Origin of the sequence: Paenibacillus sp. MY03 (assembly GCF_002165585.1) — a bacterium.
Taxonomy (GTDB): domain Bacteria; phylum Bacillota; class Bacilli; order Paenibacillales; family Paenibacillaceae; genus Pristimantibacillus; species Pristimantibacillus agaridevorans.
In genome coordinates this window covers 131501-154344 of the sequence record NZ_MXQD01000010.1, presented here as the reverse complement: position 1 = coordinate 154344, position 22844 = coordinate 131501, and the positions used below count along the sequence as shown (strand labels likewise).

Here is a 22844-nt window from a genome sequence, read left to right as displayed (position 1 = left end):
CCTGTCGCCGCAAACGAAACGTGTGAGGCGTAACGACCCCGTGGAATCGGATTTGTTACAGAACCAGCACGCCGTTGGCCGTCCTCGACCACAAGACAAGCCTCCAATTCTGCGGACTTTTGCAGAATCGGAGGCTTTGTTTGCGATTATGGCATATAACGCCAGCGGCATCTTGTCCAGCTCGGCTATCGTCTATTCGTCGACAAGCTCATAGCTGACAAATGCAAAACGGGTACTGTCCGGCGACCAAGAGTTGACGTTGATCGTTCCCTGTCCGCCAAAGAGCTCCGCCAGCACGCGATAGGTTCCGCCTTCGCTGGACATGGAGCGCAGCTCCACGTGTTTGTTCGCGGGATGGTCGCCGGGGTCCACATCTCCCTTGCGGTAGGCGATGTAGACGACCGTATCGCCGTCCGGCGGTACATGCGGGAACCAACTGTTGCTCTCGTCGAACGTCATCTGCGTTTGCTCGGAACCGTCGGACCTCATGCGCCAGATTTGCATCAGACCGCTGCGAACGGAGTTAAACCAGATGTGTCGGCCGTCCGGCGAATATTCCGGCCCGTCGTTTAATCCCGGCGAGTCGGTCAATTGCTTCTCCCGGCCGCCCGATACCGGAATGGTATAGATATCGTATTGCCCGTTACGCTCGGCACAGTAGGCCAGCGTGCTTCCGTCCGGCGACCAGCCATGCAGATAGCTGGGCCCCTCCTCTGTCACCAGGACCGGCTCTCCTCCTGCCAAAGTAAATACATAAATTCGGGACTTCCCGTCCTCCGCCGTATGGTGGCTGACCGCGATCTCCGTATGATCCGGAGAGAGCACGTGATCGTTATTGCACCGGTTGGCGAAGCCGGACGGTATCTCTTCGCTGACGCCCGTCTCCGGATCGAAGGCATAAAGCTTCCCTCCGCTGTTATAGATCAGCTTTCCTTCTCTCGTCCAATTCGGCGCCTCAATGCGCCTATCGAACGTGGCCAGCACGGTACGCTGCCCGGTATGCACATCCAATGTTTCTAGATAACTTCTGACCTTCCTCATTTTCGCCCAGTCCCTTCCCTTGGCCTTGACCTTGCCGATATGCTTGCTACAACGTTAAACGCTTTTCCCGTGCTTCCGTTGCGGAAAAAGCCGCCTTTCCCCCGGGAGCGGCGCCCCTTGTCCAGACGATTCCGCCAACGGTCAGCATAACGAAGCCGGCCGCAAGGAATACGCCTCCCGGACTCCAGTATGTCGCTGCCGCGGCGCCGATGAAGGGAGCGATCAGCATGGAACTCGTCTGCACGGCTGATGCCAGCGACGACATGGGAGCAATGGTGTCCTCCGTCGTCTCCGTCTGCATGAGATAGCCGAACGGAACGGCGGCTTGCGATCCGCAGTAGCCGATGAGCGCGGCCCCCAGCAGCCAGCCCGGGAGATTCGCGGGCAGCCAGCCCAGTCCCGACAAGCCCGCCAACGCGAGCACCAAACCGGATAGCAGGCCAGCCTGCGCCATTCGGACGATGGGCCGATGGCGCCAGCCGTCCCAATAACCGGCGGCGATTGCCCCCGCGACGCTTCCGGCGCCCACGCAGCCGATCAGCAGCGCGAAGCCTTCCTCCCGCAGCCCGGCGTCCTTCGCAAGCACGGCGAACAGATTGTCGTACACGAAGATGAGCGCATACGTCAGCCCCATATAGACCATGCCGGCCCGGAGCAGAGGTCTTCCCTTCAAATGGGCTATCGCTTGACGCAGTGCCCCGCCTCTGCCGCGTTCCGCCCTTCGCGCTTCCGTTCCCCACCGCGGCAATCCTGCAAGCATGGCGGCAGATAAAGCATACAAGGAGGCGCCTATAACGAACGGCGCGGCTTGCCCCAGCCACAGCGCGGATATCCCGCCCAGCATCGGTCCGACGATCTTGGTCAAATTCGCCGAAATGCCGCTAAGCGAAGTCGCCTGCGCCAGCCGTTCGGCTCCTACCAGCCCTTTCACGGCTTGCTGCCGGACGGGATCGAAGACGGAGCTGACGCTCATCTTGAGGAACACTAGCGCAAGCAATACGGGCAGCGAATCGGCCCATACCATCACGAATACGATGACGGCGCGCAGCGCGTCGCATAGGATCAGTATCGTTTTGCCGCGGAATCTTCGAACCCTGACGCTGGCCCATGGGCCGATGACGACCCACGGAAGCCCGACGCATGCCGAGTAGAGCGCCATCTCCGCGGGGCCGTGCCCCCATGCATACACGATCAGCGTACTGATCGCGACAAAATCCAGCCAATTCGCCAAGTCGGACAGGGTTTGGCCCGTCCATAACCTGCGAAACCCTCGTTCTCTCAACGGCTGCCAAATACGTGCAGCTCCCGGAGCGGAAACTTTCATGACGAAATTCCTCCATCCATATCGTTTCCACTACCGTAACCGTCTATTGTCAGAAGGAGATCAGAGGACCGCCTCTTCGTCAAAAAATTCGCCCAACTGGCGCCTCATCTCGTCTTGGATCTCGTCGAGCCCAATCGAGCGTATGAGCCGCTGCCAATCCCCCTCGAAACGACGGCGCACTCCGTCCCAGCCTCTCTGTCTGGCGAATTCTAGAATCGTGTGCAGCCCGTGCAGAAGGTGTAGGACGAATTGCGACTGTCCCAGCACGGCTACGCCTTGTTCCATGTTTGCCAGGCCGCCGGCGGGATCGGTAGAATAGACGAACAGTCCTTTGAGCAAAAGAAACTGCCCTTCCTCCCTTCTGTACGGGTACCTGCGCAGCTCCTCCTGGGCCTGTTGAAGAGCAAGCCGGCAATCCTCATCCCCTTCCGCATGCAGAGCGTGCGCCAACCTCAGATTGGCATAATAGGGAAACAATCCTTCCCAGCCGCGCTCGCGCGCCTCCGAGATCCGGTCCTCCAGACGCAGCAGCGCTTCCTCGTAATCCTCCCATTCCAGCAGCAGATGAATGATCGTCATCGTCTCCAACTCGTTCTGCCATACCGGCGGCAGCGTTCGATCGCGCAGCGCCGCTTCGATGAAGGGACGATTGCCCCCGGGATCGAGGTATTGATACAGATACAGAAGCAGGAACGCCCGATCCTTCAGCGAAGCGGCCTCGGGATCCACAGCGAACCGGACATCGCCCTCCATCGCGCGGATCAGCAAGCCGAAGCCGGGGTCTACGTCGAAGCCGAACATCTCCCTGTTCTTGTATAGCGCAAGCAGCGCGTCCCCGCGACCATATCGCAGATATGTATCGGCGACGCCGCGCATGTCTTCGTTGAATGCGGGAAGCCCCAGCAGCGGATTGGCCGATGCCTCCCGCTTCTTGTAGACGAACTTGTAACCTACGCTGCGCAACGTCTCGATGCCGAGCTCCGTCTCCCAGAGCGCAAGCTTCTTCCGCAGCCTGTAAATATGGTCGTCGACCGTTCGGTCCACGGGCGCTTCCATCGTCCACACCGCGTCCAGCAGCTGTTCACGGCTGAAAGACCGGCTTTCGTGGCGGCATAGGAAGTCCAGCAGCGCGAACTCCTTGGGCAGCAGCGCCACGCTTCTTCCGCGGAAGGACGCTTCCAGCGTGTCTCGATCTAGTTGCAGCGGTTGCCGCACGGGTCCCATGGAACGCCCTCCTTCTTGCGCAGATAAGTACATCCATTATAGAAAAGGGGCACCCTGGGAGCAACCGATCCGCTTATCCTTTCTAACGGACAGGTGAGACGCTAATCCTCAATGTATAGGTATAGCCCTCATTTCCGTTCGCAATCCCCATCTGACACGTTGCAGTTGCATCATTTCCCAAGCAATAAAAAGAAGCGCACCGCCCGGCACGGATACGCTTCTTCTATATGGGGTTTCCCGTCCACGGGGATGGTTTCGATTACTTGGCCGCGTACATGGCTTTCTTTAATTCTTGATTGCGCTCGGCGAAAACATCGTTATGGGAAGACACCATGCCGTAGGCGTTGGCTTCCGGCGTGATGAACTGCTTTGCCTTGTTAACGGCATTGGCCGCATCGTGGAACGCTCCCGCGATCAGGTGAAGCTTGCCGTCGTGCGCCAGGATGTCGCCCGCGGCATATAGACCAGGCACGGACGTTTCGCTGGAAGAGGAACCCGCGATGCCCCACGCCTCGTGCATTTTGATTTTCACTTCGCTCTTCTCCAGCAGGTCGGAGTCGCGCTCGAAGCCGTGGTTGATAATGACCTCGTCGACCGCGAGTTCCATCTCGGAGTCGTCTTCGTGGTTTTTGATCATGACCGAGCCTATGGCTTCCTGACCCGGCACCGCGATCAGCTTGCCGATCGACGAGTTGAGCAGAACCTCGGCAGAGCTTCTCTTGAGCTTCGACACTTCCGCCTCATGGCCCTTCAGAACTTCCTTCCGGTACGTCAAATACACCTTCTTGGCTATCGGCTCCAGCTCGTTGGCCCAATCGATCGCCGCGTTGCCGCCACCGGAGATAAGAACAACCTTGTCTCTAAACCGTCCGAGCGACTTGACCGTGTAATGCAGATTGGTGACCTCGAAGCGGTCCGCGCCTTCAATGTCCAGCTTGGTCGGCTTAAGGATGCCGCCCCCCACAGCCAGAATGACCGTTCGCGAATAGTGCTCGGCGCCGGAGGAAGTATGCAGAACGAACAGTTCTTCTTCGTTCTTGCTGATGGTCGTTACTTTCTCCCCGGTTACGACTGCCGGCGAGAACGTCAGGCCTTGCTGGACGAGCTGGTCAATCAGCTGCTCGCCGGTAACAGGCGTCAGACCGCCGATGTCCCAGATCATTTTCTCCGGGTAGACATGAACCTTGCCGCCCAGGAATGGCTGGAACTCGATAATTTTCACTTTCATCTCGCGCAGTCCCGCGTAGAACGAGGCATACAAGCCGGCCGGCCCGCCGCCGATCACGGTTACGTCGTATACCGCTTCTGCATCTATTGTCATTGGGCATAACTCCTTAATTAGGATTTCTCTTAAAAGAATCGTACCACAAATATATGAGAATGAAAATCATTACTGAACTTTGGACACAAAAAAGCCGGAAATCGTCCGAGACGACTCCGGCTGCTTCGTGTACCATGTATGTGCTGTTGGCTCTTCTAATGGGGATCTCCCTTAGCTAACTGATCCTGGGCGAGGCGTATAAGCTCTTTCACCATGGAGCCCCCGATCCGCCCGCCGATATGTCCGGCTTCTTCGGTCGTCAAATTTCCGTTGCCGTTCGGTTTGAGCGGGACGCCTAGCTCCTTGGCCACCTCGAACTTCACGCTGTCCGGCCGATTCGGGTCCACCTGGTAGCCTTCCCGCTTCATCACTTCCGCCTTGAACGCCGCCATTCCTTGCTCGGCTCCGGGCACGGCATACTTTCTTCTTCTCGCCATTGTTTATCGCTCCTTCGCTGGGTACTGTCGATTAGCTATAACATGCCCAGAAAGCGATAAATTAAGCGTTGGCTGTACATTCGAAAAATTAGTTAACTTTGATCTCCAGCAGCTCATACCGAATAATGCCCACCGGCGCGTTGACGTCTATGATATCGCCGACCTTCTTGCCCATCAGCTCTTGTCCCAGCGGACTTTCGTACGAAATTTTGTTGTCCGCGACATCCGCTTCCGCAGGCCCCACCACTTGGTAATCAATCTTCTCGTTGAATTCGATATCGTTTAACGTAACGATCGAACCTACGCCGACTTTATCCAGCGCGATGCTTCCCGCATCGACTACCCGCGCAATTTTCAGCATTCTCTCGAGCTGCAGGATGCGCGTCTCCATAAACGCCTGATCGTCCTTGGCGGAATGGTACTCGCTGTTCTCCTTCAGATCGCCGTAGCTGATGGCTACCTTTAGACGCTGTGCCAGTTCCTTGCGTTTGACCGTCTTAAGCTCCTCTAGCTCGTCTTCGATCTTCTTTAAGCCTTCCGCCGTCAGAATCAATTCTTCTTTGGTCATTGCCGCGATCTCCTCTTTCTACTCTATAATCACGCCCGACTAGCCGGCTGTGTCCTCTCTGTACTGCTTTACAAACTGCTCCCGGCCATTTCGGCCGACGCACTCCTAGTAGTGTACCACATTTCTACTTGGGTGCGGTTATGCTCGCTCGCTTTCTGGCGCTGACCCTAACCCAGTTTCTTGTCTTGGGTATTATAAGCGCAAAGTTCTCAACCTTTCTCAGGTCGATAAAAACATTTTGCCCTCTAGACATCGGGAGCTAATTGTTTTACGATGCTGTGTAGAGACGAAGAACGTCCCGTACCAGCCTTAGACGGCTTACGGGGCGTTTTTTTATTTTCCACGGGAGGCGGTGCGCCTATGAATTTCGACCAAGCACATACACAATTTGTCAAGCAGCACCTGTCGGCTAGGTCCGGCGAAAGACGTGACAGACTAGAAAGGGGGCATCGGCATGCCGAGACCTTGTTTCTGCGTCAAATTTGGTGGCTGCTTCGCGGCCATTTCGAACATCTGCATCCTGAGTACGAGGTTCCGGATTGGCGAGGGCGCTCCTATTTTGCCGATTTTGCCTGGCTGCCCGGCTTCATCAAACTAATCATTGAAATTAAGGGATACGCCACCCATGTCCAAGATATGGACCGGAGGAAATTCTGCAACGAACTGAATCGCGAAACGTTCTTAAGAGCCATGGGCTATCAGGTTATCTCGTTCTCATACGACGATGTGGAGCAGCGGCCGGACTTATGCCTGACTTTGCTGCGTTTGCTTATCGGCCAATATGAGACTGGACAAGTCCCGGTCTCCCGAACGCTGCTGGCGGAGAAGGAGGTCCTGCGATTGGCTATGCAGTCGTCGGCACCAATCAGGCTTATTGATGTCGCTCGACACTTTGACATCGATAACAAGTCGGCGATGCGAATGCTGCGAAGTCTTTCAGCCGACGGCTGGCTGATCCCAGCGTATAGCGGGGCTAAGCAGCGAATCGTTCGATATGAGCTTGCGCCTCATGCTGTAAATTATTTTTTGTAGGCGTGCGGCTGGTGTATGGGTGCCCCAATTTGGGCTTACTGAGGGACTTGGGGAGGTAATTGAGAAGCTAATTGGGATGGTGCTTGGGTTGGTGCTTGGGTTGGTGCTTTGGGAGATGAGATGTAAATTACAAATGTACGGTTCCGCTTCCGGCCGCGCTCGTGCAACGGTTAACACGAGGAAATAGGAGGATTTCCTCCCTCTAATTCGCCAGATTTCGTAATATTTTGTAGTTTAAAAGGATTTCCTCCCATTAATCAACATCTTTCAACTCACATTTTGTCTATTCACCTTATTTATAGGGAGGTTTTCCTATTAATTACTTTAATCAGAATTATGAATCAGTATTAGAGGGCGTTTTTCCCATTAAACCATAATGATTGGCTGTTTCGGAAATGAGGTTATATGATTCTTCAGACGTCAGACCGCTGGCCACGAATAACGGGTTCATCTGAGGGTATTATGGGGACCTTCATCATGTAAAAGCAGTGCATACCCAACTGCTCTTTCTATGCCTAGCGTCTAGCCAACTAGTTGTCATCCTTGAAGTAAAATATTGTTACGAGCTCTTACATGGGTCAGCGGGTATGATGCAATATTATGAAATGTTGTGGAATATCACCAAGTAGTGCAATAAACAAATTTCATTGTTTCCCACATAACTTTGTAGTACTTCATAATACGAACTATTTTTGTTGATAATTTAAGGACACATGAGGCTCCCCGATGAATTTCGGATGAAAATGTCGAGTATTACAAAGAGCCTCCTAATATGACCAAGTGTTATCCCGTAACACTAAATCGTTATGATTATACAAGGTTTTTAGTGTTACTAAGTACTGCAATAGGGTGCGTTGAGGCGCGAAGCAATGTGAAGCCATCCAAGCTATGCAAGCTACGCGAAGCAATGCAAGGCTATGCGATGCAAGCTATGCGAAGCAATGCAAGGCTATGCGATGCAAGCTACGCGAAGCAATGCAAGGCTATGCGAATGTTTCGAGCTGCTGGCTTCTGCTTGCTCTATGTTTCTCAGAGTCCGTACGGGCAGGGTGACCTTCTCTCTACCGCCCCTCGCTCCCGATTCACTACGTCCCGTTTTCCAGCACAGGCGAGTCAAATTTCTTCTGCCGACCCTATCCTAAGGTGGATCGAGTTGTTCAATAAGTCCCCAAAATAAAAAGGTTGGACGAGAAAACGCAAGGTTTTTCGTCCAACCTTTTTGAGCATCAGCTATTGCAGGAATGCATCGAGGCGGAGGCCCGCCAAGCGCTACCGTTCTCCCTCAGCTCCAAGCCTCGACATCTTCTTCGTCCACTTCTTCGTCCGCAGCATTAGTCGACAATTCATCCACTTCGTCGTCTACTGCACTTGCAGTTGCCGGCGATTCATCCGCTGCCGACGAGGCGGCCAACTGACGCGCTGCGATGAAGGCGGCCTGAATGGCCTCGTCGCTGGCACCCGACATTGCGAGGTACCGCATAATCGCGGCTTCGCCGGAATCAGACTCTATCGGCCAACGTATACGATCTGCCTGTTCGCCGGCGTTTGGCGCAGCATGTTTCTGCGCCTCATCTACCGCGCTTTCATCCATCATTGCACGCGCCGTCGATGTTTCCCGCCATGCCGCGTTATGCCGGGTATCATGTGCCGCCCCTGACTCCAAGCCTTGCAATCCCTTCCGTTCCACAGGGACGCAGGTCTGCAGGTTGCGAACGCCGTTCGCTGCGACCTCCCTCTCTACCAGATAACGCAGCGAGTCCATCAGATTGCTCTGCGCGTTGATCCATGCCATGACGAATGCATTTTCGTTTTTGCGCGTTTTCAAGCTAATATTGTCGCCCGGCTGTTTGGTTTTCTTCATCATGCTGCACCTGCCTGTCCCTTATGTTGGCGTCGCCCGCCTTTCCTCCCCGCCTATGCCGGCTGGACCATCTTCTGCTTAAGCGCCTCGTAGATCTTGCCCCGGACAAAAGCGTCGAGACCCATCGCGTTCATTTTGACCGCGTAGTCGGATGGCACGTACAGCAGCAGAATTTCCCGTTCGTCGCACAGCTCCTTCAGATACGGATACAGCACGGTCCGCATCAATATGCTGCCGCCGCCGTAGACGCAGATCAGATCAACCTCGTTGCGCGCCTTGGTCAGCTGGCGTTTTGCCTGCTGCACGATTTGTTTCACCTGGCTTTCCAGCGACCGCTTCAGCGTGTTCAAGGCTCTTGCATGGTACTTATGCTTCGGATTTTTGAGCACGTCGCTGAAAAATTGACGCGGACTATCGGGCAGATAGATCTGCCGGTTAAACTCCGGCAGCGCCTCCTCGATGGCATATCCGGCGCCGTGATGGCTGCCATGCACGAATTGACGAAGGAACTTGTTCCCTTCGGTGATGGGGTATTCCGTGGATCCGTCCCCGATATCGATGTGCAGTATTTTTTTGTCCTTGAAGTAGCTCCCGTTAAACTTGTTTTCCATCCCGTACGATTCCGAGAAGTGGTCAAACAGTTCTCCCTGCCGCCAATTCCCCTCCGCATCCTTCTGCAGCGTAAAGATGACCGGCGTCGCCTCCGGCACCACCTTTACAAACGGGAAACTTAGCTTGACCGATACGCGGTGAGTGCCGAGATGCACCGTTACATGATGGACCCCCGACATGAACCGCCGCTCGAATCTCGCCGCAGACTCATCCGTATGCTGCGTCACCGGCAGCGCCGTCGCCATATCGACCTCCACCTCAAGAGGCTCCATAATGGAGCCGCTCTCCTCATAAGCCTTTTGCACGGCAACCGCGGCGATTTGAGCGAGCGTATTGACAATGGGCAGGTCCATGTCGCTTTTCATATCGATGCCGATCTGAATATTGTCGATCACCTCGCCGCTCTCCAGCGCAAACTTGCCGATATAATACATGCCGGGCCTGACGGCCGGCGAATCGATCGTCACCACAAGCTGCTCCTGCAGCCCCTTCACGAAGCTCTCCGGCGCTTGCTCCTCCCGCCATGGCAGCCCGTCCACTCTGCAATTGACGTTCGGCTGCATGATCAAGCGCCCGTCCACGATCAGATCATGCTCGCTGTTCCCATTATCGTTGCCTACGAAGAAATGATAGTTCATGACCGTTTTCCTCCTCAGGAATAAATATCGCGCCCATTTGGCGCTTCCGCGTACAATTGTCCATTGGCCTGGCTGCCGCCGTTCGGCAATCCTTAGTCATACTTTGCCATACTGGGCCCTCGCCTTACATCTAGCGGAGGTCATGTAGGTCCATTAATGTTTTTTCATGAAAAAATGTCGATACAGAACGTTTGTAGGAAGGATTTCTCCAATCGGCGGTTTCTGCAAGGCCGCACTTGCTTCGCAGGCCCTATCGGTTCGGACGAGCACCTGACCAGGGGCCTAAGACAGTCGAATCCGGCTGTCCTAATGTGGCAGCTCTCTAAGAGCAACTACACCATTTGACGCCTGCTCCAGTCGTACTCGATCATGTCCAGCATCACTTCCACCCTTTCCTATCATTGAAAAAAAGCCCCCTCCCTCCGAGCAGCTCGGAGAGAGAAGGGGCATCAGGACGCCTGTCGCATCCAGCGTCATTCTTTGATGATATTCGCGTCGGGCGACTTATCGGCTACTAGATTGAGCTTTATGCCATGCTCGAGATACGCCTTCAATCCCGACAATACGAACGTAAAGCCTTGCGTAGCATCCATCGCCTGCTCCAGCAGCTCGTCCGCCGTCCCTTCGAAACCGTCGTTGACGATCGTGACAAACGTCTCGTTCTCGCCCCGCGCAACGAACGTCCACTCCACGCGGGTTCCCCAATCGATGACGATGCGGCTGTTCTGCTCAACGGCAAGGACGTCGATATCCGCCCCTACGCCATACATCTCCCAATCCCAGCGCACCTTGGCGCCGCTTTCCAGCTTGCCGCTGCCTTTCGTGAACCAGAACTTGGTCGTCACTTCGGGATCGACGAAAGCCCGAAACACCTCTTGCACAGGTCTGCGAATCAACATCTCCGCGCGAACGACGGGCGGCTTACCAAGCGAATTCGACATGCTGCTTCCTCCTTGGACAAGACGAGAATATAATCATTGCCTAGATAATATCATACCCGCTCCCCGCGCCAAAAGAGTTTTCCTCATCGCATTCACGCCTAAAGCGGGACCAGCTTGTCGGCGCCCTCCCCATAACGATAAGTACGCACCGCCAGCCGCCATCTTGCAGAGTCAAGACCAGAATCAGCGCGGCGCCATATACCGGAGATCCATGTTCATACTCGCCCCCTCTACTCTATTAGACAAGAAAATGCCTATCCTGGTTCCCCTCTCGACAAAATAATCGGCAAGGGATGACTAAAACTATCCCAATTATGGAAAACTCCATATACTTCGACTTCCAGACCCGGCAAAGGAGGCCTACATGCTATCATCCGTCATTTCTTATATCCCCACATGGGAAGTATGGCTCCAGGCCGCCATCGCGTGCCTCGTACCTATCGCGGCCAGTTTCGTGTACAAGAAAACTTACTCTCTTGCAGGCAAAGGACGAAATCCCAACACCGCGGAGAACAAAAAAGATCCCGATCTCCCGACACCCGACAACTCGCCATTTAGCGGCGACTACGCAACCGATCTCGCTACCATTCGCGAGCGTATCGGGGGCAACAGCGATCTATGCTCTCGAGAGTTCCGTATGGCGAAGCTTAACGTCCGCGCAACGCTGTTCTTCGTGACTGGCATGCAGAACGACCGGGTGCTCGACCTTCAGTTGATGGAGTTTCTTATGTTCGAAGCCGGCGCGGACGTGCATGCCGAACCGGAGCGGCTGCAAGATCAACTTCCCTTTAACAATCTCCTCGAAGCTCCCAGCCTCGACAGCTTTAATCGATCGGTGCTTTTCGGATATACCGGACTGCTGATCGAGGGCCAGCCGAGCGGCTTGCTGATCGAATGCCCGGACGGAACCAATCGCGCAGTTCAGGAGCCCTTGTCCGAGGGGCTGTTGCGGGGGCCCCGGCTTAGCTTCACCGAGATGCTGAGCGTGAATACGTCGATGCTGCGTCGGCAAGGCCTCAGCGACCAGTTGGAAATCAAGACCTTTCGGGTGGGCACGCGGCTGCAGAAGGATCTCGCCCTGGCCTACATCAAGGATATCGTCAATCAGGATCTGCTGGAGGAGGTTAAGGCCCGCATTCAGAAGATAGACTTCGACTTTATCGCGGAGTCGGGTTATATCGAGGAGCTGATCGAGGATAACTATCTAAGTCCCTTCCAACAGCTCCAAAATACCGAAAGGCCTGACCGGGTTATCGCCGCCATGCTGGAGGGACGGATCGCGATACTGCTGGACGGAACGCCGTTCGTCCTCATCGCGCCCGCTACGTTTAGCATGCTGCTGCAGTCTCCAGAGGACTACTACGAGCGCTGGCTGCCCAGCTCCCTGCTGCGAATGCTGCGTTTTGCCGCCGCGTTTATGGCGCTGATGGCCCCGTCGCTCTACATCTCGTTTATCTCGTTCCACCCGGGCCTGATCCCCACGGAGCTGGCATTGTCCATCATCGAGGCGCGGCAAGGAGTACCCTTCCCGTCTCTAATCGAAGTGCTTATCCTGGAAGTCTCCATCGAGATTCTTCGGGAAGCCGGCATCCGATTGCCCAAACCCGTCGGCCCGGCGATGGGCATCGTCGGCGGTCTTATTATCGGAGACGCGGCCGTGCAAGCAGGCCTCGTCAGCCCGTTCCTGGTCATTGTCGTAGCCGTCACGGCCATCTCATCCTTCTCCATTCCGAGCTACAGCGCAGGCATAACGCTGCGGCTGCTGCGTTTCGTCGGTATGATATTTGCGGCGTTTCTGGGCATGTTCGGTACGATTCTGTTCTTCCTGCTGCTCTGCAGTCATCTGACGAAATTAAAAAGCTTCGGCGTTCCTTATCTGACTCCGGTATCGCCATTCCGGCCCCGGGACTGGAAGGATCTCTTCTTCCGCGCGCCGCGCGCCTTGATGAAGCAAAGACCGGCCATGATGAAGACGCAAGACGATAAACGCAAATCGTAACTCTGGGAGGAGGTCTCTACTTGTTCATTCGTACCGACGATCGAATAACCACCTCGCAAGCCATTGTCTTTCTGATAAATACCATATTGGGCGCAGGCATATTGACCATGCCGCGAAGCGTCACGCACGCGACCAAGTCACCGGATGCTTGGGTGGCCGTTCTCTTGGGAGGGATCATCGTCATTCCCGCTATTCTGCTTATGGTCAAGCTGTCCCAACAGTTCCCCGGACAGACGATCTTCCAGTACGCCAGCCGAATCGTAGGCAGGCTGCCGGGCAAGGCGTTCTGCCTGCTTTTCGTCTGTTACTTCCTGATTATTGCCGGCTTCGAAATTCGTTCCCTGGCCGAGGTCACGCTGTTCTTCCTGCTTGAAGGAACGCCTATTTGGGCAATCGTGGTGCCCTTTATCTGGGTAGGCGCCTATCTGGTCAACGGGGGCATCAATGCCATTGCGAGGGTGTATCAGATCGTCTTCCCCATCTCTATGTTCGTATTGCTCATCTCCTTTGCGGTCAGTTCCCGCGTGTTCGACATCGATAATCTGCGTCCGGTTTTCGGAGACGGCTTTGCTCCCATCCTTGCAGGCTTGAGGGCATCTATTCCGGTCTTTGTGGGCTACGAAGTTATCCTAACGCTGGTCGCCTTTATGGAGCATCCGCGTCAAGCCGCCAAAGCGATGATCGGGGGGTTTGCCATTCTGCTTGCCGTCTATCTGATAACCGTGATCTTCGTAGTGGGCGGCATATCCATCGATTCTGCCATGACCAGCACCTGGCCGACCCTCGATCTCATTCGCAGCTTCGAGATAAGCGGATTTTTTGTGGAACGGCTGGAATTTCCGTTAATGGTTATCTGGCTTATGCAGTTGTTCTGCAATTTCTGCAGTTTCTTTTTCCAATCTTCCCTGGGTTTATCCCAAATTTTTAATCTGTCCTACCAACCGGTCATCTTTGCCATGGTTCCGATCGTCCTGTTGTCCACCATGGTTCCCAAAAGTCTGCAAGACTTGCTGCTCCTTGGAGATATGATCGGCATAATGAGCATCAGCTTGTTCCTTCTGCTGGTGCTGCTCACGGTGGTCTGGCTAATCCGCACGAAGGGATTGAAACAGCATGTCTAGCCTGCGCAAGCGCGTCCTCCCCACTTTGGTTCTCTCCGCCGTTCTTGTCTTGCCGACCGGGTGCTGGAGCAGCAAGGAAATCGAGGATGTGGCCCTGTTTACCGGCATTGCCCTGGACAAAGGACAACCCGCGCCGGTCGAGAAGGAATTCGAATCCAAGGGCGCAACCTATTCGAAACGGAATAAATTAATGGCTACCCTACAGTTGGTGCCCTTTAAATCCCAAAAAAACCAGGGCAAAAAACAGGATGGCAAGCAACCTACTTTTCTGAATATATCGGGAAGCGGAGACTCTGTCCTGGAGATTCTTCGTCAATTTTCCATTCGTTTGGACCGGCCCCTTATGGGACATCATCTCAAGGTAATCATCATCTCCGTCGATCTGCTGCGCAAACAGTCGATCGAGCAGTTGACGGATTTCTTGCTGCGCGATAACGAAATTCGTCCCAGCACTCTTGTTTATGTAAGCCAAGGACCAGCCAGGGATACCTTAATGTCCAAAAAGCTAAATGAAGTTCCTTCGTTCCATATTTCCAAAGCAGTGAGAAATCGGGCACGGACCAGCAAAGTACTGAAGCCGGTCACATTGAGCCGATTGGATTCGTTGACACACTCCAAAAAAAGCTTTGTCCTGCAGACGCTCGTAACGGGCGGCGACGAACTGGAGCTGTCTGGCGCTAGCATCATTAACGCCACCGGGCATTGGATCGGTTCCTTAAATCAAGAGAACACGGAATGTCTGGCCTGGCTGTCCGGCGATCGTAATGCGGGAGTGATCAAGACCGATGATTGGAACGGAGAGACGATTACTTACGAAATAAAGTCCTTGCGCAGCAAGATCACGCCCCAAGTAAAAGGAGACCAAATCTCATTTCAGGTCGAAATCCATACGCTAGGGCGACTCATCGAAACATGGGACGAGCAGTCTCATCCGACAACAAATGATTACGCAAACGCGCTCGACAAGCGGCTCGAGGACAAACTCGCTTCAATGATGGAGGATCTGCTGGTTAAGCTGCAATCGAAATACAAGAGCGACGTCGCCGGCTTCGGTCGAAGATTGGCGATCAAGCATCCCGCCGCTTGGAAGAAAGTAAAAGAGGACTGGGAGAACGTGTTCAGCCGTTCGGAGATCACGTTCGCCATTAAGGTAAGGATCAACGATTTCGGTTCTTTTACAGAGGATTGACAGGATGCTGCGACCCTCTGTTCCTCTTCGCCCCCCTCCCTGTTGCCCCTCTCTCAAATATTGATATAATGACAGAAAATACAGGTAAGGAGGTAGGTAATACCTTGTTTCGGGTTCTGTGGAGAAATTCGATTTTCAGCAAACTGCTCCTTATTTTCCTGCTTATACTCATTCCGTTGTTCTCGCTTGGGATCGTGTTGTACAACTGGGGCATCGGCGCGGTCAAGACTCAACTTTCCGGTACGATTCGCGTTTCTCTCGAATCGGTGCTCGACAACTTCGATCAGGACGTTCAGCGAACGCAGGCCCTTTTGTTCGAAATGCTGATGGGCGATGAGGAATTGGCTATGCTATCACTGTTTCCCCAATCTACGGCTCAATATTCGGAGTACGAGAAATTCCAAATGATTGGACGGTTGAAAAAGCAGCTTCTCGCCCTCAAAAACAGTAATCGTTATATCTCGGACGTCCGCATTCACATTCCCTTGCTTGGCCGAACGTTGTCCTCGTCGGCTTGGCCGGAGAACTTCCGCCAGCAAGAGTACGATGCTTTCCTCGGCCACGACGATCGGTCGCGAATGTTCTACTTTGACAATCGCCCCTATGTCGTTTTGAAGGCGCTTAACCGGCAGACGGACAATATCCGTCCGTACTTCATGATCGTCGTCGAGTTCTCCGAGAAGGAGCTGCGGGATTCTCTGCTCCCCCTCCTGCAGTACAAGAATAGCGGCATTTTTCTTCGCGACTCGTCATCCCATTTCTTCTTAAGCGCCAAGAGCTCCGATATAGATAGTACGGTCGAAGAAACCCTTCGCAACCAAAAAAGCCTTCTGGATGGAGAGTCCGATATTCACGTTGCGGGCAGCGAATACCAGACGTTTCAGGTCCGTTCCTCCTCCCTTGGACTGGAGGCCATACAATATGTGAGAAATTCGGAGCTTTTAAAAACAATCCAAATTTATCATATCTGGATTTGGTGTTATTCCATTGTCGGCATCCTGATTCTTTTTCTGTTCTCGCTATATGCTTATCGGTACATTCACCAGCCGCTCGTAAAGATGGTACGGTCCTTCTCCCGAATAGAGAACGGCGACTTCGACGTCTTTATAAAGCACCATCGCAAAGACGAGTTTCAATATTTATTTACGCAGTTCAACGACATGGTCAAAAACCTGAATACGCTCATTGACCAGTCGTATCGGCAAAAGCTGCTCGTTCAAAACGCGGAGCTTAAGCAGCTCCAGTCGCAAATCAACCCTCATTTTCTATATAACAGCTTGTTTATTCTAAATACGATGACCCGAACGGGCGACTACGATAATCTCGAGTATTTTACCATTCAACTCGGCGAGTATTTCCGATTTATGACGAAGAGCAATCGGAACGAAATCCCGCTCTCAGAAGAAATTCGTCATGCGCGCACTTACGCTGACATCCAGAGCTTGCGCTTCGGCAACCGGATCAAGGTCGAATTTGACGAACTCCCCCCGGATTATGCACACATCAGCGTTCCAAGGCTGATCGTGCAACCCGTTATCGAGAATGCGTTCATTCACGGGCTTGAAGAAATGCCCGACAAAGGCTGGATATCCATTACCTTTGAGGAATCAGACGATCGTCTAGCCATCGTTGTAGAAGACAACGGACAGTCGCTGTTGGACCAGCAACTGCTCGGCGTGCAAGCTATGCTGGCAGGTGAAGCCGAACCAGCGGAGGAAGTCGGGCTGCTAAACATTCACCGAAGGCTGCAGCTCAAGTTTGGCCAGCGTGGGGAGCTTACTCTTTCCCGCAGTCCGCATGGCGGCCTGAAGGCCGTTATACTCATACCCATTCATACAACTACGGGGGGAACGGAATCATGATACGTTTATTAATCGTAGACGACGAACCGATTATCGCGGACGGCTTGTTCGAAACGTTGCTGCATTTAACCCACCTTGAATTGGATCTTTATAAAGCTTATTCCGGAATGGATGCACTGCGCCAATTAAAAAATAACAGGTTTGACATCGTCCTCTCCGACATTCGTATGCCAGGCATGAACGGCCTGGAACTACTTCGGCATATTCGGTCGGCCTGGGCGGATTGCAGGGTTGTCTTCCTGACCGGCTTCAACGATTTTGACTATGTGTACGAGGCCATTCAGAATCAAGGCGTGCATTACTTGTTGAAAACGGAAGGCTATCCAAAGGTCATCTCCGTCGTCGAAAGCGTCATTGATGATATTCGGACATCGAGGCAATGGAGCGAATTGGTCTCCGGAGTGAACGAGCGGATGGAAGCGGCCAATCAGGTGCTGCAGAAGGAATACCTTCTCCATCTATTAAACGGGGCATCGACTGCAGACCGCGAGGAGCAATTCGAGCAATTAAAGCTCCCCTTGGATCCAACGCTATCGATACTGCTCATGGTAGGCAGGATCACGACCGTTCGATCCGATGGGCCAACGTATACGGAGCGAACCCGAGCAGACTATTCGATTCAGCTCATAGTCGAACATCACCTCTCTTCCGCCATGAGAATGAAATGCGCGATCGATGACCGCGGTCGATTGGTCTGTTTTTTACAGCCACTAGCCTCATCCATCGAACCTGATACATTGGAACAAGCATTTGCCAATGTTTTAACGTTCGCGACGGGTATGCTGGACGTTATTCAGCAATCGATCCAACTATCGGTCCAGGTTCCGATCTCCTTTGCCATCAGTAATCGGCATACCTCATGGGAGGAATCCGGCAGAACTTTCGCCAGGCTGCAGTATGCGCTGGATTACCAGTCCTCTATCGATTCCGAGACGATCGTAACGGTCGGGGAGTCCGACGAGGATGACAAACACGGAACCGACGATGAAGAGATTCGTCTCCTCCTGAACAAAATCGGCATGATGGACGCCCTCTTGGATGACGGGAGAGCGGATGACCTGCTCCCCTTGCTCGGGCAAGCGAAAACGCTCCTCTCCCGGTTGACGTCAGGCGATACGGGCGTAGGAATGGAACTTCATTATCGGATCGCGGTATCCCTTTTGTCTTATATCAATCGTAGCGGAATCGCCAGCCGTCATGAGGACGAGATCGACTTATCCAAGCTGTTGCGTGCAGACCATCCGGATTCTTTGCCTTTTGCCATTGATTACGCTATCGGATTGATTCCATTGCTGCTGGAGCTGAGGCAGAGCGAACGTAATCGAAAAGCCACCAAGGTCATCGACCGGATCAAAGATTACATCGCGGACAACCTGGCCGGAGACGTCTCCCTGACTCGATTGGCGGACATCGTATACTTTAACTCCGCATACCTGTCCCGGCTGTTCAAAAAAACGACGGGAATGACAATTATCGATTACATCCACGAGATCCGCATGAAGGAAGCGCTCTCATTGTTGGAAAACAGCGATATGAAAATTCAGGACATCTCGGAGGCGGTTGGTTTTACCTCTGCCACGAACTTCACGAGATTTTTCCGGAAATATACCCGATCAACGCCTAACGAGTATCGCGAACTCATCCGCGTGAAAAAGTCAAAATTGGATTAGTTCCCTCCTCCGGAGGTGCGATTTTGAATATTGTGAGCACATGAAAGGATGCCTTATCCTTAATACAGAGGCAGCGCGCGCCTACTAGTTATCAGTTCGGGGGATAGAGAATGACTAACATTTTTGCAAAAAAAAGAATGATAACTTTCGCAAGTCTCGCCTTATCCATATCGCTCGTTTTTGTATCCGCTTGCAGCAACGGCAATAACAGCAATAGCGGCAATGGTGGCGCATTGGAAGCAAGCTCTTCCGCGGTTTCTCCTTCTTCGTCGCCCGCTTCCGTCGAAGCCAATCCGTTCGAGAAATACGAACCGGCTATCGAGATCACCACTGTCAGAAGCACGAGCGCCCGCTTCAAGTTCTTGGACGGGGAATCACTCGACAATAATGCTTGGACGAGAGCTTACGAGAACGAACTCGGAATTAAAGTAAAGAACGTCTGGACCACTGACGAAGCTCAGTATCAGAATAAAATGAACGTGACGATTGCTTCCGGCGACTTGCCTGACCTCATGTTCGTCTCGCCCGCGCAATTCCAGCAGTTGCTCGAGAGCGATCAAATCGAGGATCTGACGACCGCCTATGACCAATATGCTTCCCCTTTCCTGAGAAAAATTATGGAGCAAGATGCAAACGGACTGATGAAAAAGGCGGCAACCGTCGATGGCAAAATGATGGGAATCACGGGCTTTGGCAGCATAGAGCAAGGGACGCCGGTAATCTGGTTGCGAACGGATTGGCTGGAGCAAGCGGATCTGCCTGAGCCAACAAGCTTCGATGACATCTTAAACATCGCGGAAGCCTTTAAAAAGGACCATTCCGGGGCCTATGGCATCGGGTTAAACAAGGATCTGTTCGGCGGCTTGGCAACCATCGAAGGAATCGCCAACGCCTATCACGCTTATCCCAAGATCTGGTTGAAGGACGATTCCGGCAAACTGGTATATGGCAGTGTTCAGCCTGAAATGAAGCAAACACTCGCGACCCTTCAGGATATGTATAAACGCGGTCTAATCGATAAAGAATTCGGTGTCAAAGACGGCAACAAAATCGCCGAAGACATCATGAATAACAAGATCGGCTTGATTTACGCCAATTTCTGGCATCCGCTGTGGCCTTTACAGGAAGCCATGAACATGAACGCGGCGGACGGCATGAGGTGGAAGCCGTACCCTGTTTTGTCCGCGGACGATCAAGTCGCTTCTCCGTCCACCACTATTCCGGTGACCGGATATTACGTCATCAAAAAAGGATATAAACATCCGGAAGCCGCAATTAAATTAGCGAATCTGCAGCTAAAGAACGCTTGGAGCGACGAGGCTCAAGCCGAGCTCTACAATACGGATAAAGACCAAACGCCGTTCTACTTGTATCCAACCATCAGCATGGAACCGCCAAGCAAAAACCTGGAGGCCGGCATCGCCGTTACGGAAGCTTACCGGGCCAAGGATTTCTCCAAGCTGAATGAAGAACAGAAGGGCTATTACGACAACGTCTTGGCTTATCTGGATAACAATGACATCAAAAGCTTCGGCAACGCCTTGATCTTCGGGCCAGGCGGCTCCGAGATGGAAGTGCTGAAGAAATACGTCGAAGAAAATAGGATGAAAATCGGAGAATTTTACGGCGCGCCCGTACCCACGCAGCAGATGAAGCAAGCGACGCTCGACAAACTTGAATTGGAAACGTTTACTAAAATTATCGTAGGGGAAAGCTCCGTAGACGAATTCGATAGTTTCGTGGAGAAGTGGCACAAGCTCGGCGGGGATGAGATTACAAACGAGATCAACGAGTGGAATGCCGCTCAATAACTTAACGATAATGAGAAGGGGGGAAGCCGTGGTCATCGCGGCGATCCCCATCTCGTTGACTGACATCGCTAGGAGGAATGCGACATGAAAGGCTTATTTCGCCGCGAGTTGCCTTTCCACATCATGGTCTGGCCAGGCTTGCTGGCAGTTCTTATCTTCAGTTATGTGCCCATGGCGGGCGTCGTGATCGCGTTCCAGAAGTTTATTCCGGCCAAGGGGGTCTTTGATTCCCAGTGGATCGGCTTTGATAATTTTCGTTTTCTATTTCAGCAGCCGGATTTTACGCAGATCCTCCGAAACACGCTCGTCATCGCCATCGCGAAAATCGTCGCTGGATTGATCGCCTCAATTGGCTTCGCGCTTTTGCTAAACGAATTAGGCAAAGCTTTCTTCAAGAGAACAATCCAGACGCTTGTCTACTTGCCTCATTTTTTATCGTGGATCATTCTGGGCGGCGTTCTGATAGATATATTATCTCCTTCGGAGGGGATCGTCAGTTGGGCGCTTGGTTTTCTCGGTATCAACTCCCCCTTCTTCCTGGGCAGTTCCTCGTGGTTTCCTTTCACGCTGGTCTTGTCCGATGTCTGGAAGGAGTTCGGCTTCGGAGCGATCGTTTATTTGGCAGCTCTGACCTCTATCGATCCGACCCATTACGAAGCGGCGGTCATCGATGGAGCCAACCGCTGGCGCCAAACCTGGCACGTCACTCTTCCGGGAATCGCCCCGATCGTCGTGCTGATGGTAACCTTGAGCCTGGGGAATGTTCTCAACGCGGGATTCGATCAAGTCTTTATCCTGCTCAGCCCAAGCGTCATGGACACCGGGGACATTATCGACACCTGGGTATACCGTATGGGACTCGTCAACGCCCAATACGGTCTGGCGACCGCGGTCGGCTTGTTCAAGTCGGTAATCTCCAGCATCCTAATCATTACATCATTCGTCATGGCGTCGAAATTCGCCAATTACCGGGTTTTCTAAGGGGGAATGCAAATGACGCGCTTGTCGTTTGGAAGAAAGTTTTTTTTGACATTTGACTACATTCTCCTATCGATTCTTGCCTTACTCTGCCTGTTGCCGCTTGTCAACGTTCTGGCGATCTCCTTCAGCTCCAGCACGGCGGCGACCGCCAACATCGTAAAATTCTGGCCGGTCGACTTTAACTTGAAGTCCTACACTTATGCCTTGAGCAAACCGGAGTTCTCCGACGCTTATTGGGTAACCATTAAACGAGTATTAATCGGGACTCCGATCAACGTTATTTTGACTATGCTCGTCGCCTATCCGCTGTCCAAGGATGATCGTCTGTTTCGGTGGCGCAAATATTACTCCTGGGTATTCATTTTCACGATGCTGTTCAACGGCGGGCTCATTCCGTGGTACATGACCATCAAAACGCTTGGACTGATCGATACATTCTGGGCGCTCGTCCTGCCAGGAGCGGTACCTGTGTTCAGCGTCATCCTACTGCTCAATTTCTTCCGCGGCATTCCGAAGGAGATCGAGGAAGCGGCGCTGATCGACGGTTGCACCCATTGGAGGATTTTATGGCGGATATTCCTCCCCTTGTCCGCTCCGGCTATCGCTACGATTACGCTATTTGCGCTCGTAGGGCATTGGAACTCTTGGTTCGACGGCTTGATCCTCATGAACAAGACCGAGCATTATCCTCTGCAAAGCTACTTGCAAACACTGGTCATCAGCTTCGATCTTAAAATTATGAATGTTAAGGAAGCGGAGCTGCTATCCCAGATTAACAACCGGACGCTGAAGGCCTCGCAAATATTCCTCGCGGCCCTCCCGATTATGCTTACCTATCCGTTCTTGCAGAAGTATTTCATGAAAGGGATCGTAATGGGGAGCGTGAAAGGATAATCCATTAGATTCAGAGTCCCAGACACCCCCGGTACTGTAAAGAGTCCGCTACCGCTTGTCGGAGTAGGGCTCTTTCTTCGTTTTAGAGATGTTTAAAAACTTCGGGAGCTACCTCCACTTCATGACTGACCTTTTGGACCATGGGATTAACGAGACAACCTTCAGCGCTGCACCCCATCCGCTTTATCTCAATAAACATTATAACGTTATATTGTAATTTACGATTTTTATGCTATTCTATGGTTAGGGTTGTTAGCTTGGAATAGACTATTGCCTATGCGGGAATGCAGTGAGCAGAACGCGGGCAACGGAAATGTG

At 53.0% G+C, this 22844-nt stretch carries 18 protein-coding genes; 9 read left to right on the top strand and 9 right to left on the bottom strand.

Annotated elements, in window-relative coordinates; translation table 11 throughout:
- Positions 1–192: 192 nt before the first annotated feature.
- From B1748_RS12275 to greA, 6 genes are all read right to left on the bottom strand, one after another.
- Positions 193–1041 (bottom strand): TolB family protein, encoded by an 849-nt coding sequence (locus tag B1748_RS12275; RefSeq protein ID WP_087568202.1) that lies wholly within the window; start codon positions 1039–1041, stop codon positions 193–195.
- Between the two features lie 46 nt (positions 1042–1087).
- Positions 1088–2365, bottom strand: coding sequence for an MFS transporter (locus B1748_RS12270; protein ID WP_087568201.1), 1278 nt, complete (start codon positions 2363–2365; stop codon positions 1088–1090).
- 60 nt (positions 2366–2425) lie between these two features.
- Positions 2426–3589, bottom strand: a complete 1164-nt coding sequence (locus tag B1748_RS12265; RefSeq protein WP_179215552.1) for a winged helix-turn-helix domain-containing protein — start codon at positions 3587–3589, stop codon at positions 2426–2428.
- 259 nt (positions 3590–3848) lie between these two features.
- Positions 3849–4904, bottom strand: a complete 1056-nt coding sequence (locus B1748_RS12260) for an NAD(P)/FAD-dependent oxidoreductase (RefSeq protein WP_087568287.1) — start codon at positions 4902–4904, stop codon at positions 3849–3851.
- Positions 4905–5065: 161 nt separating this feature from the next.
- On the bottom strand, positions 5066–5347 hold the full coding sequence (locus B1748_RS12255; protein ID WP_087568199.1) for an alpha/beta-type small acid-soluble spore protein: 282 nt from the start codon (positions 5345–5347) through the stop codon (positions 5066–5068).
- An 88-nt stretch (positions 5348–5435) separates the two neighbouring features.
- Complete coding sequence (gene greA, locus B1748_RS12250) at positions 5436–5915, bottom strand: transcription elongation factor GreA (protein ID WP_087568198.1); 480 nt, start codon at positions 5913–5915, stop codon at positions 5436–5438.
- Positions 5916–6275: 360 nt separating this feature from the next.
- Between greA and B1748_RS12245 the strand changes: the two genes are divergently transcribed.
- On the top strand, positions 6276–6947 hold the full coding sequence (locus tag B1748_RS12245; RefSeq protein WP_087568197.1) for a DUF559 domain-containing protein: 672 nt from the start codon (positions 6276–6278) through the stop codon (positions 6945–6947).
- Between the two features lie 1282 nt (positions 6948–8229).
- Here the strand turns inward: B1748_RS12245 and B1748_RS36820 are convergent.
- The 3 genes from B1748_RS36820 to B1748_RS12230 all read right to left on the bottom strand — a co-directional run bounded on the left by B1748_RS36820 (position 8230) and on the right by B1748_RS12230 (position 10999).
- Positions 8230–8808 (bottom strand): hypothetical protein, encoded by a 579-nt coding sequence (locus tag B1748_RS36820; RefSeq protein ID WP_179215551.1) that lies wholly within the window; start codon positions 8806–8808, stop codon positions 8230–8232.
- Between the two features lie 53 nt (positions 8809–8861).
- Entirely contained in the window at positions 8862–10058 is a 1197-nt protein-coding gene (locus B1748_RS12235; RefSeq protein ID WP_087568196.1) for a ParM/StbA family protein, read from the bottom strand.
- Between the two features lie 473 nt (positions 10059–10531).
- Entirely contained in the window at positions 10532–10999 is a 468-nt protein-coding gene (locus B1748_RS12230) for an SRPBCC family protein (protein ID WP_087568195.1), read from the bottom strand.
- A gap of 364 nt (positions 11000–11363) precedes the next feature.
- Here B1748_RS12230 and B1748_RS12225 point away from each other — a divergent pair, with 364 nt between their 5' ends.
- The 8 genes from B1748_RS12225 to B1748_RS12190 all read left to right on the top strand — a co-directional run bounded on the left by B1748_RS12225 (position 11364) and on the right by B1748_RS12190 (position 22526).
- Positions 11364–12998 carry a spore germination protein gene (locus tag B1748_RS12225; RefSeq protein ID WP_087568194.1) on the top strand — a complete coding sequence of 545 codons (1635 nt, stop codon included), beginning with the start codon at positions 11364–11366 and terminating at the stop codon, positions 12996–12998.
- Between the two features lie 20 nt (positions 12999–13018).
- Entirely contained in the window at positions 13019–14119 is a 1101-nt protein-coding gene (locus B1748_RS12220; RefSeq protein ID WP_087568193.1) for a GerAB/ArcD/ProY family transporter, read from the top strand.
- Positions 14112–15308 carry a Ger(x)C family spore germination protein gene (locus B1748_RS12215; RefSeq protein ID WP_087568192.1) on the top strand — a complete coding sequence of 399 codons (1197 nt, stop codon included), beginning with the start codon at positions 14112–14114 and terminating at the stop codon, positions 15306–15308. Before B1748_RS12220 ends, B1748_RS12215 begins: the two co-directional genes overlap by 8 nt.
- A 104-nt stretch (positions 15309–15412) precedes the next feature.
- The gene (locus tag B1748_RS12210; protein ID WP_179215550.1) at positions 15413–17170 is read left to right on the top strand and encodes a sensor histidine kinase; all 1758 of its coding nucleotides are present in this window, start codon (positions 15413–15415) and stop codon (positions 17168–17170) included.
- Positions 17167–18840 (top strand): response regulator transcription factor, encoded by a 1674-nt coding sequence (locus B1748_RS12205; protein ID WP_087568190.1) that lies wholly within the window; start codon positions 17167–17169, stop codon positions 18838–18840. Before B1748_RS12210 ends, B1748_RS12205 begins: the two co-directional genes overlap by 4 nt.
- A 110-nt stretch (positions 18841–18950) precedes the next feature.
- The gene (locus B1748_RS12200; protein WP_087568189.1) at positions 18951–20651 is read left to right on the top strand and encodes an extracellular solute-binding protein; all 1701 of its coding nucleotides are present in this window, start codon (positions 18951–18953) and stop codon (positions 20649–20651) included.
- An 84-nt stretch (positions 20652–20735) separates the two neighbouring features.
- Positions 20736–21632 carry an ABC transporter permease gene (locus B1748_RS12195; protein ID WP_087568188.1) on the top strand — a complete coding sequence of 299 codons (897 nt, stop codon included), beginning with the start codon at positions 20736–20738 and terminating at the stop codon, positions 21630–21632.
- A gap of 12 nt (positions 21633–21644) precedes the next feature.
- The gene (locus B1748_RS12190; protein ID WP_087568187.1) at positions 21645–22526 is read left to right on the top strand and encodes a carbohydrate ABC transporter permease; all 882 of its coding nucleotides are present in this window, start codon (positions 21645–21647) and stop codon (positions 22524–22526) included.
- The last annotated feature ends 318 nt before the right edge of the window (positions 22527–22844 follow it).

Bases quoted from the DNA above. Each gene is read 5' to 3' on its own strand.
- B1748_RS12265 (WP_179215552.1), bottom strand. From the start codon at position 3,589: ATGGGACCCGTGCGGCAACCGCTGCAACTAGATCGAGACACGCTGGAA.
- B1748_RS12245 (WP_087568197.1), top strand. From the start codon at position 6,276: ATGAATTTCGACCAAGCACATACACAATTTGTCAAGCAGCACCTGTCG.
- B1748_RS36820 (WP_179215551.1), bottom strand. From the start codon at position 8,808: ATGAAGAAAACCAAACAGCCGGGCGACAATATTAGCTTGAAAACGCGC.
- B1748_RS12235 (WP_087568196.1), bottom strand. From the start codon at position 10,058: ATGAACTATCATTTCTTCGTAGGCAACGATAATGGGAACAGCGAGCAT.
- B1748_RS12270 (WP_087568201.1), bottom strand. From the start codon at position 2,365: ATGAAAGTTTCCGCTCCGGGAGCTGCACGTATTTGGCAGCCGTTGAGA.
- B1748_RS12275 (WP_087568202.1), bottom strand. From the start codon at position 1,041: ATGAGGAAGGTCAGAAGTTATCTAGAAACATTGGATGTGCATACCGGG.
- B1748_RS12225 (WP_087568194.1), top strand. From the start codon at position 11,364: ATGCTATCATCCGTCATTTCTTATATCCCCACATGGGAAGTATGGCTC.
- greA (WP_087568198.1), bottom strand. From the start codon at position 5,915: ATGACCAAAGAAGAATTGATTCTGACGGCGGAAGGCTTAAAGAAGATC.
- B1748_RS12190 (WP_087568187.1), top strand. From the start codon at position 21,645: ATGACGCGCTTGTCGTTTGGAAGAAAGTTTTTTTTGACATTTGACTAC.
- B1748_RS12230 (WP_087568195.1), bottom strand. From the start codon at position 10,999: ATGTCGAATTCGCTTGGTAAGCCGCCCGTCGTTCGCGCGGAGATGTTG.
- B1748_RS12195 (WP_087568188.1), top strand. From the start codon at position 20,736: ATGAAAGGCTTATTTCGCCGCGAGTTGCCTTTCCACATCATGGTCTGG.
- B1748_RS12205 (WP_087568190.1), top strand. From the start codon at position 17,167: ATGATACGTTTATTAATCGTAGACGACGAACCGATTATCGCGGACGGC.
- B1748_RS12215 (WP_087568192.1), top strand. From the start codon at position 14,112: ATGTCTAGCCTGCGCAAGCGCGTCCTCCCCACTTTGGTTCTCTCCGCC.
- B1748_RS12255 (WP_087568199.1), bottom strand. From the start codon at position 5,347: ATGGCGAGAAGAAGAAAGTATGCCGTGCCCGGAGCCGAGCAAGGAATG.
- B1748_RS12200 (WP_087568189.1), top strand. From the start codon at position 18,951: ATGACTAACATTTTTGCAAAAAAAAGAATGATAACTTTCGCAAGTCTC.